At 65.4% G+C, this 11,758-nt stretch carries 9 protein-coding genes and 5 pseudogenes; 6 read left to right on the top strand and 8 right to left on the bottom strand.

The window, feature by feature from the left end; genetic code table 11:
• Window positions 1-10: 10 nt before the first annotated feature.
• Window positions 11-1,021, top strand: coding sequence for a dihydroxyacetone kinase subunit DhaK (locus OE647_RS10110; protein ID WP_263721606.1), 1,011 nt, complete (start codon window positions 11-13; stop codon window positions 1,019-1,021).
• A 4-nt stretch (window positions 1,022-1,025) separates the two neighbouring features.
• Window positions 1,026-1,652 (top strand): dihydroxyacetone kinase subunit DhaL, encoded by a 627-nt coding sequence (gene dhaL, locus OE647_RS10105; protein ID WP_263721605.1) that lies wholly within the window; start codon window positions 1,026-1,028, stop codon window positions 1,650-1,652.
• A 21-nt stretch (window positions 1,653-1,673) separates the two neighbouring features.
• Here the strand turns inward: dhaL and fsa are convergent, their stop codons facing one another.
• The gene (fsa, locus tag OE647_RS10100) at window positions 1,674-2,327 is read right to left on the bottom strand and encodes a fructose-6-phosphate aldolase (RefSeq protein ID WP_263721604.1); all 654 of its coding nucleotides are present in this window, start codon (window positions 2,325-2,327) and stop codon (window positions 1,674-1,676) included.
• A 10-nt stretch (window positions 2,328-2,337) separates the two neighbouring features.
• Window positions 2,338-4,338, bottom strand: a complete 2,001-nt coding sequence (gene tkt / locus OE647_RS10095) for a transketolase (protein ID WP_263721603.1) — start codon at window positions 4,336-4,338, stop codon at window positions 2,338-2,340.
• Window positions 4,339-4,471: 133 nt separating this feature from the next.
• On the opposite strand from tkt, the gene OE647_RS10090 reads away from it, so the two are divergent.
• From OE647_RS10090 to derI, 3 genes are read left to right on the top strand one after another with little or no spacing between them, the layout of a single operon-like run.
• A complete protein-coding gene (locus OE647_RS10090) occupies window positions 4,472-5,242 on the top strand; it encodes a DeoR/GlpR family DNA-binding transcription regulator (protein WP_263721602.1) in 771 nt (256 codons plus the stop codon).
• Window positions 5,239-6,009, top strand: coding sequence for a triose-phosphate isomerase (locus OE647_RS10085; protein ID WP_263721601.1), 771 nt, complete (start codon window positions 5,239-5,241; stop codon window positions 6,007-6,009). Before OE647_RS10090 ends, OE647_RS10085 begins: the two co-directional genes overlap by 4 nt.
• 34 nt (window positions 6,010-6,043) lie before the next feature.
• Window positions 6,044-6,502 carry a D-erythrulose-4-phosphate isomerase gene (derI, locus tag OE647_RS10080; protein ID WP_263721600.1) on the top strand — a complete coding sequence of 153 codons (459 nt, stop codon included), beginning with the start codon at window positions 6,044-6,046 and terminating at the stop codon, window positions 6,500-6,502.
• Between the two features lie 285 nt (window positions 6,503-6,787).
• On the opposite strand, the pseudogene OE647_RS10075 reads toward derI, so the two are convergent.
• A pseudogene (locus OE647_RS10075) lies at window positions 6,788-7,854 on the bottom strand (IS3 family transposase); the annotation flags it as partial.
• A 127-nt stretch (window positions 7,855-7,981) separates the two neighbouring features.
• Here OE647_RS10075 and OE647_RS10070 point away from each other — a divergent pair.
• A pseudogene (locus OE647_RS10070) lies at window positions 7,982-9,164 on the top strand (IS3 family transposase).
• Here OE647_RS10070 and OE647_RS10065 read toward each other — a convergent pair.
• From OE647_RS10065 to OE647_RS10050, 5 genes and pseudogenes are all read right to left on the bottom strand, one after another.
• Window positions 9,130-9,441 (bottom strand): annotated as a pseudogene (locus OE647_RS10065) (hypothetical protein); the annotation flags it as partial. The pseudogenes OE647_RS10070 and OE647_RS10065 overlap by 35 nt on opposite strands.
• Before the next feature lie 71 nt (window positions 9,442-9,512).
• A pseudogene (locus OE647_RS20190) lies at window positions 9,513-9,686 on the bottom strand (SpoVR family protein); the annotation flags it as partial.
• Between the two features lie 278 nt (window positions 9,687-9,964).
• Window positions 9,965-11,061: pseudogene (locus tag OE647_RS10060) on the bottom strand (transposase).
• Window positions 11,062-11,130: 69 nt separating this feature from the next.
• The gene (locus OE647_RS10055; protein WP_263721599.1) at window positions 11,131-11,343 is read right to left on the bottom strand and encodes a hypothetical protein; all 213 of its coding nucleotides are present in this window, start codon (window positions 11,341-11,343) and stop codon (window positions 11,131-11,133) included.
• A gap of 75 nt (window positions 11,344-11,418) precedes the next feature.
• Window positions 11,419-11,631 carry a transposase gene (locus tag OE647_RS10050; RefSeq protein WP_263721598.1) on the bottom strand — a complete coding sequence of 71 codons (213 nt, stop codon included), beginning with the start codon at window positions 11,629-11,631 and terminating at the stop codon, window positions 11,419-11,421.
• Window positions 11,632-11,758: the final 127 nt, after the last annotated feature.

Raw genomic sequence — 11,758 nt, 5'->3', positions numbered from 1 at the left:
GTAGCGCGCCATGACCCTCACCCAGAAACTGATCAACGACGGCAACGACACGGTTGACGAGATGCTGGCCGGGGTGATGGCGGCGCATCCCGATCACCTCTGGCGCCCCGACCACGCGCCGCGCGCGGTGATCGCGCGGCACGGCCCGCGCGAGGGCAAGGTCGCGCTGGTCATCGGTGGCGGATCGGGCCATGAGCCGACGTTCCTTGGCTTCGTCGGCAAGGGTCTGGCCGATGCCGCCGCGATCGGGAACGTCTTCGCCTCGCCGCCGCCGCAACCGGTGATGGACGCCGCGATGGCGGCCCACGGCGGGGCAGGGGTTCTTTTCATGTACGGCAACTATGCCGGCGACGTCATGAACTTCGACATGGCCGCCGAAATGCTGGAGATGGAAGGGATCGAGACGCGCACCGTGCTGACGACGGACGACATCGCCTCTGCCCCACGCGAGGCGCGCGACAAGCGGCGCGGCGTGGCGGGCAATGTCTTCATCTTCAAGGCGGCAGGCGCGGCGGCGGATCTAGGTCTGCCCCTTGACGAGGTGGAGCGGATCGCGCGGCATGCGAACGCGCGCACCTACACGATGGGGGTCGCCCTGTCCGCCTGTTCTCTGCCGCAGACGAGGCGGCCGAACTTCGACCTGCCCGCGGGCGAGATGGAGATCGGCATGGGCATCCACGGAGAGCCCGGAATTCGGCGCGAGGCCCTGCGCCCCGCCGATGCGGTCACCGACGAGATCATGGATGCGATCCTCTCGGAAATGGCCGCCGCGCCGGGGGATCGGGTTGCGGTGCTGGTCAACTCGCTCGGATCGACGCCGTTGATGGAGCTTTACATCCTTCACGCCCGCGTCAACGCGCGGCTGAAGGCGGCGGAACTTGAGGTTCACCGCACGCTGGTCGGACCCTATTGCACCTCGATGGAAATGGCGGGGGCATCGATCACGATCATGCATCTGGATGATGAGTTGCAGCGGATGATCGATCACCCCTGCGATTGCGCGATGTTCAGGCAGGGGTGAAAGCATGGCCGAACTGACGCCCCAACGACTGGTCGCGAGTTTCGCGGCACTGGCCGAGAAGATGGATGCGGAACGAGACACGCTGTGTCGGCTCGACGGCGTAATTGGCGATGCGGACCACGGGATCGCCATGGCGCAGGGCATGGCGGCGGCTTCCGGGGCGGCGGCGGACCTGCCGGAGGGCGCAAGCCTTCAGGACGTGTTCAACGCCGCCGCGAAGGCGTTTCTGAACGCCGTCGGTGCCTCTTCTGGCCCGCTTTATGCCACGGCCTTCCTGCGGGCGGGGAAGGCGGCCGGCCCCCACGCCGCGATGCCCCTGGCCGAGACGCCTTCCCTGATCGCGGCCATGGCGGAGGGGATCGCGGCGCGCGGCAAGGCGGAGCCTGGGCAGAAAACCATGCTCGATGCCTGGGCACCAGCGGCCGAAGCGGCGCGGCGCGGCGACGATCTGGTTGCGATCTCCGCCGTTGCCCATGCGGGTGCCGAGGCGACGGCGGAGATGATCGCCACCCTCGGCCGCGCGGCACGCCTGGGCGAACGGAGCCGGGGCCACAGGGACCCCGGCGCGGTTTCCGCCGCGATGATCATTGCGGTGATGGCAGAGAGCTGGTCGCGGCCGGACGGGGCGTGAGGCCCGCTGCCGCGACAAGGCTCAAAGGATGCTTTGACCCGTGGCCGCCCAGTCCTTCGCGAACTGCGCCAGGCCCTTGTCCGTCAGGACGTGCGAGGCCAGCCCCTTGATCACCGCCGCTGGGACCGTCGCCACGTCCGCGCCCGCAAGGGCTGCTTCCTTGACATGGTTGGCGCTGCGGACCGAGGCCGCGAGAATCTGCGTCTCGAACCCGTAATTGTCGAAGATCTGGCGGATCTCTCGGACCAGATCCATCCCGTCAATATGGATGTCGTCCAGCCGCCCGACGAAGGGCGACACATAGGTCGCACCGGCCTTGGCCGCCAGCAGCGCCTGGTTGGCGGAAAAGCACAGCGTCACGTTGGTCTTGATGCCCTTCGCGGTGAAGTGTCGGCAGGCCTTCAACCCGTCGAGTGTTAGCGGCAGCTTGATCACGACATTCGGCGCGATCTTCGCCAGGTGCTCGCCCTCCGCGACCATGCCGTCGAAGTCCAGCGCCGCGACCTCGGCCGACACGGGGCCGTCGACCAGCGCGCAGATCTCGGCCACGACCTCCTTGAAGTCGCGCCCAGACTTGGCGATCAGGCTGGGGTTCGTCGTCACGCCATCCAAAAGGCCGTAGCTGTTCAACTCGTCGATCTCGGCGACGACTGCGGTGTCTGCGAAGAATTTCATGTCCGTCTCCTTATTTGCCCGTCAGCGCGTGGGCCCGGGCGATAATGGCGTCCTTGGTGATGCCGAACTTTTCGTAAAGCACTTCGGCCGGGGCGGAGGCGCCGAAGCCGTTCATGCCGATCACGTCGTCCTCGCTGGCGACATAGCGGGTCCAGCCGAACTTGCCCGCCGCCTCCACGGCAATGCGCGGTGCGGTGCCCAGAGTCCGCCTGCGATATTCCGCGGGCTGCGCCTCAAAGAGCTCCCAACTTGGCATCGAGACGACCGCGACGCCGAGGCCCTCGGCCGCCAGCGCCTCGGCGGCTTCGACCGCCATCGACACCTCGGTGCCCGTGGCCAAGAGCGTCACATCGCGCGCGGCACCGTAGGACCGGATGACGTAGGCGCCGTGCGACGACATGTTCGGGGCGTCCAGGCCCGGTCGGCCGCCGCGAAGCTGCGGCACTGCCTGACGTGACAGCGCCAGAACCGAGGGGCGCTTGCGGTTCTTCACCGCGATCTCCCAGCATTCCAGCGTCTCGACCGCGTCGGCAGGCCGGAACACCAGCAGGTTCGGGATCGCCCGCAGGCTGGCCAGATGCTCGATGGGCTGATGGGTTGGCCCGTCCTCACCAAGGCCGATGCTGTCATGGGTCATCACATGGATGCTGCCGACCCCCATCAGCGCGGCAAGCCGGATGGCGTTGCGGGAATAGTCGGAAAAGACCAGGAAGGTTCCGCCGTAGGGAATGATGCCGCCATGCAGGGCCATGCCGTTCATCGCGGCGGCCATGCCGAACTCCCGCACGCCGAAGCCGATGTAACGCCCGGGCGCATCGGGGGTGAAGGCCGGCTCCACCGACTTGACGCGGGTCAGATTCGATCCGGTCAGGTCCGCCGATCCGCCCACCATCTCCGGCAGTGCCGCTGTCAGGCTTTCCAGCGCGATCTGGCTGGCGCGGCGGGTCGCGACGGCTTGCGGCGTGGCGAAGAGCGCGTCGCGCGCTGTCTTGAAGGCGGCTTTCAGGCCCGCTGGTTCCCCGCCGGCCAGGCGCTGCGCAAGCGCCGCGCCCTTCGGGTCGGATGCCAGCCGCTGCCCCCACGCCTCGCGGGCGGCAGCGCCGCGGTTGCCGATCCCGCGCCATTGGTCCAGAAGCACCGCCGGGATTTCGAAGGGCGGGTGGGCCCATCCAAGCGCCTGCTTCGCCGCCTGCGCCTCTTCGGCGCCAAGCGGCGATCCGTGAGCCGCCGCCGTGCCTGCCTTTTTCGGCGCGCCGTAGCCGATGACGGTCTTCAACGCGATAAGGCTCGGGCGATCCGTCACCGATGCGGCCTCGGTCAGGGCCGCGTCAATGGCGGCGTGATCGTGTCCGTCCGCCTGCACGAAATGCCAGCCGCAGGCCCGGAACCGAGCGGGCACATCCTCGGAGAACGAGACAGAGGTCGCGCCATCGATGGTGATGGCGTTGTCGTCGTAGACCACCTTGAGCTTGCCGAGCTTCAGGTGCCCGGCAAGGCTGATCGCCTCTTGCCCGATCCCCTCCTGAAGACAGCCATCGCCCACGAAGACCCAGGTGCGGTGATCGACAAGGTCGCCGCCGAATTCTTCGGACAGGATGCGTTCCGCCAGCGCCATGCCGACCGCGTTCGCGAGGCCCTGGCCAAGCGGCCCGGTCGTGGTCTCGATGCCCGGTGCATGCCCGAACTCCGGGTGACCTGCCGTGCGCGCGCCCCATTGCCGGAAGTTGCGCAGTTCCTCCATCGTCATGTCGGGTGAGCCGGTCAGATGCAGGAGCGCATAGAGCAGCATCGAGGCGTGGCCGTTCGACAGGACGAAGCGGTCGCGGTCCGGCCAGTCCGGGTTCAGCGCGTCGAATTTCAGGTGGCGGGCGAATAGCACGGTCGCGGCATCCGCCATGCCCATGGGTGCGCCGGGATGCCCGGATTTTGCCGCCTCGACAGCGTCGATGGCCAGCGCGCGAATGCAGTTTGCCAGCGCCTTATCGGTTCCCGGGTGCAGTTCGTTGGGCATCGCTTCCTCCTCATTCTGAGTGGGGCCTAAGTCAGAATCACAAATGTCACAACAATAAATCACAAAATAACGATAATAATGTTGATATGTAATTTTCCGGCGTTATGTTTCGCCGCATCCCAAGGGGACGAGCATGAAGCTGGAAGACCGCCGCAAGGAAATCATCGACCTGCTGATCGAGCAGGGGACCGTCGGGCTGGACGATCTCGCGGTGCGTTTCGGCGTGTCGAAGATGACGATTCACCGGGATCTCGATGATCTCGAAAGTGCGGGACTGCTGCGCAAGGTGCGCGGCGGGGCCTCGATCGAGACCAGCCTGCAATTCGAAAGCGACTACCGCTACCGCGCGCGCCGAGATACCGACGCGAAAAGGCGGATTGCCCGCGCCGCGGTGGATCTGGCCGAGCCGGGGATGACGGTCCTGATCAACGACGGTACCACCGCAGGCCTGCTGGCCGAGAGGCTGGCGGAAAAGCGGCCGCTAACCGTGATCACCAACAACCTTGCCGCGATCGAGGCGCTGACCGAGGCGCCGGGCATCACGCTCCTGGCGCTTGGAGGCACCTACAGCCGAAAGTTCAACGGCTTTTTCGGCGTCGTCACCGAAGAGGCTCTGGCGCATCTGCGCGCAGATCTGGCCTTTCTGTCCTCTCCCGCGATCTCGGGCGGGGTTTGCTATCACATGGACCAGGAGGTCATGCGGTCCAAACGCATGATGATCGAGAGCGCCTCGCGGGCCGTGCTCCTGGCCGACCGGCAGAAGTTCGGGCGCACCGCCCTTTACCGGCTGACCGATCTGGGCCGCTTTGATACCGTCATTACCGATGCGGCACTTCCACCCGACCATGCGACGCCGCTGGTCGAGTCAGGGGTGCGTATCCTGATCGCAAAGGATGAGGAATGATCGACGAACCGCACGTCTGGATCGGCACGAGTTGGAAGATGAACAAGACACTGGCCGAGGCGATGGCCTTTGCCGATGGTCTCGCTGCGGCCGATGGGGGCCGCGATCCGCGCGTGCAACGCTTCATCGTCCCGCCCTTCACTGCGGTCAGGGAGGTCAAGGCGCGGCTGGCGAAGTCCTCCGTCAAGGTCGGGGCGCAGAACATGCACTGGGCCGAGAAGGGCGCCTGGACGGGCGAGGTTTCCGCGCCGATGCTAGTGGACTGCGGCCTTGACCTGGTCGAACTGGGCCATTCCGAGCGGCGCGAACATTTCGGCGAAACCGATGAGACGGTTGGCCTGAAGGTTGAGGCCGCTGTGCGCCACGGCCTGACGCCGCTGATCTGCATTGGCGAAACCCTGGCCGATCGCGAAGGCGGTCGCGCCGACGAGGTGCTTGCACGGGAGGTGCAGGGGGCGCTTGGCAAGTTGGATGGCGCGCAGAAATCGGCGCCGATCCTTCTGGCCTATGAGCCTGTCTGGGCCATTGGGGAGCATGGAATCCCGGCCAGCGCCGACTATGCCGACGCCCGGCAGGCCGAGATTATCGCCGTCGCCGAGGGTATCCTGGGTCGGCGTATCCCCTGTCTTTACGGCGGCTCCGTCAACCCCGGCAACTGCGCCGAGCTGATCGCCTGCCCGCATATCGACGGGTTGTTCATCGGTCGCTCGGCCTGGGACGTCTCGGGCTATCTCGACATCCTGGCGCGCGTCTCGGCCGCGCTTTGACATCAACATTCGCCGATAGGGAAAGGAACTAGCTATGAAAATCGCAATCGCTGGGGACAGCGCAGGCGAGGGCTTGGCGGCGGCTCTGGCCGACCACCTCAAGGGTCGGTTCGAGGTTTCTGAAGTGTCGCGCACGGATGCGGGGCCTGACGCGTTCTACGCCAACCTCTCGGACCGCGTCGCGTCGGCGGTGATCGCCGGGGAATACGACCGCGCGATTCTGGTTTGTGGCACGGGCATCGGCGTTTCGATCGCGGCAAACAAGGTGCCGGGCATTCGCGCGGCGTTGTGCCACGATACCTATTCCGCCGAGCGCGCCGCGCTGTCGAACAACGCCCAGATCATCACCATGGGCGCGCGAGTTATCGGGCCGGAACTCGCCAAGGCGATAGCCGATGCGTTCCTGAAGGAAACCTTCGACGAAAAGGGCCGGTCCGCTGCAAACGTTGCCGCGATCAACGATGTCGATGCCAAGTATCACGCCGAATCCTGATCTTCGGGTGTTCAGTCCCGGCATCTGCCGGCCTGGCTTTGCAGCCCAGCCTCTTCGGATGAAATCGTGGGGCGTGACGCCGTCGGGCGTCTTGGGCCTGTACCGCGACAGCCTGCGCCTGTCGTAGATTCCGGGAGTCCGTCGTCGGCGCTGCACTGGCGCAAGGCGCGGCCCTCGGGGCAGCGGTAGAGATCTGCGCTTGCGTCATGGGCGAAGTCGCGCTGATCCAGCTTGCCGCCCGAGCGGGGTAATCCTCCCCGTTTTAGTGGGGCGCGACCGTGAAACTTATGCGGCCATTTTCTGCTTCATGGCGGGGTTGGGCCGCCGATGCCCATGTCGGGGCGTTCGTTGTTGTAGGCCCATAGCCATTCGGTGGCGATCTGCTGCACCTCCTCCATGGTTTCAAAGATTTAAAGGTCCGGCCATTCGTGCCGGACCGTCCGGTTATGGCGCTCGACATAGGCGTTTTGCTGCGGTTGGCCGGGTTGGATGTAGGTCAGCGCGATGCCTTGCTTTTCGGCCCAAGTCATCAGCGTGGAACTGATGTATTCGGGGCCGTTGTCGACCCTGAAGGCCAGCGGCTTGCCGCGCCACTTGATGTGGAGGAGGGGCAGGAAGCGGTCCGGGGGACCGTCTCCCCGACGACGGCTTCAGCGACCGAACGAGCCGCTCGGCGGGCAGCGAGAAGTCGATCTCGATGCCAAGGCCTTCGTTGTTGGAATCGCCCAGCACGTTCAAGAGCCGGAACTGTCGCCCGTCGGCCGGGCGCTCGGCCATAGACCGAAGGTCCGCGAAGCGAATTCCATGGACCAGACCAGGTTGGGCGCCTCCGGCATGGCCAATTCATCGGGCTTCTCGCGTTCGAGTTGGCGCCGCGGCTTGATCCGCAGATTCCGCTCCAGCTCGCAATAGATCCGGTGGACCCGCTTGTGGTTCCAGGCCCTCGCCATTGGGCTTGAGCCAAAGGTTCCCAATGGCTCGACGCTTCACGTTCCGAAGGTGCAGAAAACACAGGCCAAAACCCCAGGTCTTGTGCGCCCTGGTCAGCCCGACCAGCAGGTCGGCGATCATCTCGTTCTCCTCGTCGCGCTTCGGGCTGTAGCGGACGCAGGTCGCGCTGACGCCGAACGCCCGGCGGGCCAGCGCGATGCTGACCCCTCTTGTCGCCACCGCTTTCTCTGCCAACTCCCGGCGCTGAGCTGGCTGCCTCACTTTTTTCCGTGGGCCTCTTGGAGCAGATCGGCTTGCATGCGGAGATCGGCAAGCATGCGCTTCAACCGACGGTCCTCCTCCTCAAGCGCCTTCAGCCGCCGAGCGTCTGACACGCCCATGCCGTCATATCTTGAGCGCCAGTCGGTGGGCTGGACGGCTCGCTACCCCGAGCAAAGTGGCGGGTTACCGGAGACACCGGAGGGAAGACTGAGGTGCGCCTGGATTTGTAGACGCTTTGCCGCCTTGCTTTGAGCCGAGGAGGCGAGCATTGGGACAAGCAATTACAGTGACGCGGTCCAGCGGGACGCGGTGCCTCAGATCACGGTGCGGGGGTCTCCGGTTCGGGAGGTGTCCCGGCGGTTGGGCGTGAGCACACATTCCCTCTGCAAGTGGCGGAAGCTGTTCGGGGAACCCGTTCCAAAGCCGGGCGTGGATCATGAGGCCGGGAACCGGCGGCTGAAGCGCGAGCTGGCCAGGGTGACCGAGGAGCGCGACATCCTGAGAAAGGGCGAGCCATGTCCGCCATTGGTCCGAGGGCAATGGACGAGCGCGGACTTCGCGCGAGGGTCCCAGTGAAGTACGCCTTCATCCGGGCGCATCGCGAAGAGTTCGGCGCCCGGGCCATGTGCCGGGTGCTGCGGGTCCATTTCTCCGGCTTCCATGCCTGGCTCAAGGAACCGTCAAGCCACCGCGCGCAGGAGGATGCGCGTCAGACCGCGCTGGTCCGCCAAGCCTGGCGCGACAGCGGCAAGATCTATGGCTACCGCAAGCCGGCTGACGATCTGCGCGACCGGGGCGAACGCATCTCGGAGAACCGTGTGGCCCGGCTGGCGTCGCTGGCCGGGATCGCTGCGCAGGTGGGCTACAGGCGCCGCCCGGCCGATATGGCGGCAAGCCCGCGGTGGTGGCCGAGAACAGGCTGGAGCAGCGCTTCGAGGCATCTCGCCCCGATCAGCTTTGGGTCACCGATATCACCTACCTGAGGACACACGAAGGCTGGCTCTATCTCTGCGTCGTCATCGACCTGTTCTCCCGCCGTGTCGTTGGCTGGTCCGCTCAATCCCGCATGACGACGGACCTCGCCCTGCAAGCCCTGCTGATGGCCGTGTGGCGGCGCAAACCCTCAGGTAGGGTCATGGTACATCCCGATCAGGGTTCCCAGTTCACCAGCCGGGAATGGCAGACGTTCCTTCGCCAACACGGCCTCGAACCCAGCATGCGCCGCCGCGGCAACCGCCATGACAACGCGGTCGCCGAAAGCTTCTTCCAGTTGCTGAAGAGAGAGCGGATCAGGCGTCGGACATATCCGACCCGCGAAGACGCGCGGCCAGACGTGTTCGACTACATCGAGCTGTTCTACAACCCGAAGCGTAAACACACGAACAACGGTATGCTGTCGCCCGCTGACTTCGAGATCAGGCAGCAGAAACCGACCAAGGCGGGTCTCTAGGAAACTCGGGGCAGCTCAAGAAGCGCTCAATGTCGTCGAACACGTCGGCGCGTGCCGCGTCACGGGTGCGGTAGAGCTTGCGGGCCGTGGGCCCGTTCTGCAGCGACGAGAAGAAGCTCTCCGTTGCCGCATTGTCCCAGGCATTGCCGGCCCGGCTCATCAAGCGGGTAATGCCATTGTCGAGCAGCAGGCGTTGGACCTACGCACTGGCATATAGCGATCCCTGGTCCGAATGGTGGAGCAGCGCGTCGGTCTTGCCGCGGCGCCAGACAGCCATCTCCTGGTCTTGCACTTCGAGGGGTATATCTTCGCCGGTTGGTGGGCCACTTCAGCGGCGGCATTCCGGTTGAAGACGATCGCAAAGGCCAACCCGCGCAACCCGCGGCTATAGTGACGCTCGTGAAAGGCGAAATGCCTGCCGAGGGTCCAGCGCCCGTACATCAGCGCCATGCCCGAGGATGAATAGGCCTCCAGCGCCTGCTCCGCGGAAAAGACCTCGATCTGGTTTGGGGACAGGGTCAAGCGTCAAGCCCCCCTGCACGATCGTCACGACCGCGTCGTTGGGGCGGCGCAGGGTGTCGAAGTCCCTCTCGGCCCACTCGAACAGCCGTTCCGTGCCGGTGTGCACCTTGGGCATCGAAGACCTCCGATCGGACGGAAAACGGTCCACGGAAGACAGGTTAGGTACTCTCGGCTCCCCACTATCTGCCTTCCTTCGCGGCGGTCCAGCATGATGCTGTCCCTTGGATGGTGTAGCTGGCGCTGACGGTCACTGTTGTGTTCGGCGCGGGCATGGTTGATCAGGATGCCACGGCGGGCAGGCTGATGACGGCATCATCGCCCAAGGGCGCGATGGTTTCCAACGTCATGTAGCGGGCGCGCTGGACGGCCCATTCGTCATTTTGTTCCAGGAGCAGGGCTCCGATGAGGCGAACGATGGCGTCGTCGTTTGGGATCGAGGGCATTCCTGCCACTGGTCCGAGGGGATGCCCGAGGGCCGACGACATCGGTGCGGCGCCTGATTTCGCCGTTCAGGCGCTCGATTGGGTTGGTGCTGTGCAACTTCGCTCGGTGCTCCTTCGGGAAGGACATGCAGGCGAGGACATCGTGCTTGGCGTCGTCCATCAGCGTGGCGAGCTTCGGCACCTTGGGCCGGATCTGGTCGGCGACGGGCCGCCCCTGGGTGCTGGCGGCCTCGGCCGTGTCCTGCGCGAAGGCAGTGGCGATGAGCGCCGTGACGACGCGCCGCCCGCTCTTCCCGGCACGGGCGAGGGCATTGTTCTGGAAATGGACGCGGCAGCATTGCCAGATGGCGCTGAGTACCTTCGAGACGGAGGCTTTGATGCCCCCCGGTGCGCGCCCGAGATCACCGGCTTTACGCCCCGAAGGCCGCGCCGGACCTTGAGGTAAGTCGCGTCGATCCAGAGGTAGGACCAATCGCCTTCGAGAGGCCCGTTGAGGAGGGCCTTCACCTTGCCGTCGATCTCTTCGCACGGGCGGCTGACCTGGCTCTTGCTGATCCCCGACATCCCCATCGCCTTGACGAGATCGTCCACGGGCCGCGTCGAGATGCCCGGAACATAAGCCTCCTGGATGACCGCGGTCAGCGCCTTCTCGGCCATCCGCCGGGGTTCGAGAAAGCCCGGGAAGTAGCTGCCCTTCCTGAGCTTCGGAATGCGCAGCTCGACCGTCCCGGCGCGCGTAACCTAATCCCGGTCGCGATAGCCGTTGCGCTGCGCGAGCCGTGCCGGGTCCTTCTCGCCACAGACCGCACCCGTTGCAGCGCCGACCCCCAATTCCATCAGCCGCTCGGCGGCAAAGCCAATCATCTCGCCCAAAAGTCCGCCTCAGGGGGCCTCCCGACGCGGTGGCGGGAGTTCATTATGTCGGTGGTCATCGGTGGTCCAGATTGGTGTCAGAAACCAGGCCCCAACCGAACGCCGCCTGTGCCCCCCTCCGCCAGAAGCTACACCACGCTCAGGGTCAGCATCCCATAGGTGCGGTCGCTTGCCTTGAAGCTCCTGTCAATCACGGTGATGAGCTTTGTACCAAGGATCGCGCGAGCGCGGGCCGGACGATGGAACCAAGCATGAAAGCCGGAACGTGAGGCCTCCATGACCTCACAAAGCCCGTTCACGGTCCAGATATCGCCGTGCTTTGCGATGAAGGCGAACGTCATGTCGCCTCCCCGCGCGAACAAGGTCGCCGCTTTCTTGAGGATGCCCCGCTCCGCCCGGAACCGGACGGCCTCTTTCTACAGCGCTGCAATCTCGGCCAGGTCCGATCCCATCTGCCCGTTACCGGGAAAGGCCGCAGCAGGCGCCGCCGTCAATTCCTTGGTCCGGCGCCGCAGCACACTCTCTGTCAGGTCCAGATCCCGGCGCGCCTGGGCCACCCAAACGCCCCGCTCCGTCACCAGCTTCGCCGCCTCGATCTCGAACTCGCGGCTGAACATCCGTCGCGCCATTTCCACTCTCCAACTCCATGGTCACGATCTTATCTTCGTGCCCATGGAACCGGCAGAAGCTCATACGTCTTGGGGATGATCGCACCTTCCAATCGATCGCGACCCTCAACGCATTTGGTAAGAGCGG

The organism is Albidovulum sediminicola (genome assembly GCF_025751575.1).
GTDB classification, from domain to species: Bacteria; Pseudomonadota; Alphaproteobacteria; order Rhodobacterales; family Rhodobacteraceae; genus Albidovulum; species Albidovulum sediminicola.
The sequence above is the reverse complement of the archived record's forward strand: the minus strand, read 5'-3'. Positions and strand labels throughout refer to the sequence as shown.

Bases quoted from the DNA above. Each gene is read 5' to 3' on its own strand.
- OE647_RS10110 (WP_263721606.1), top strand. From the start codon at position 11: ATGACCCTCACCCAGAAACTGATCAACGACGGCAACGACACGGTTGAC.
- dhaL (WP_263721605.1), top strand. From the start codon at position 1,026: ATGGCCGAACTGACGCCCCAACGACTGGTCGCGAGTTTCGCGGCACTG.
- fsa (WP_263721604.1), bottom strand. From the start codon at position 2,327: ATGAAATTCTTCGCAGACACCGCAGTCGTCGCCGAGATCGACGAGTTG.
- tkt (WP_263721603.1), bottom strand. From the start codon at position 4,338: ATGCCCAACGAACTGCACCCGGGAACCGATAAGGCGCTGGCAAACTGC.
- OE647_RS10090 (WP_263721602.1), top strand. From the start codon at position 4,472: ATGAAGCTGGAAGACCGCCGCAAGGAAATCATCGACCTGCTGATCGAG.
- OE647_RS10085 (WP_263721601.1), top strand. From the start codon at position 5,239: ATGATCGACGAACCGCACGTCTGGATCGGCACGAGTTGGAAGATGAAC.
- derI (WP_263721600.1), top strand. From the start codon at position 6,044: ATGAAAATCGCAATCGCTGGGGACAGCGCAGGCGAGGGCTTGGCGGCG.
- OE647_RS10055 (WP_263721599.1), bottom strand. From the start codon at position 11,343: ATGACGTTCGCCTTCATCGCAAAGCACGGCGATATCTGGACCGTGAAC.
- OE647_RS10050 (WP_263721598.1), bottom strand. From the start codon at position 11,631: ATGGCGCGACGGATGTTCAGCCGCGAGTTCGAGATCGAGGCGGCGAAG.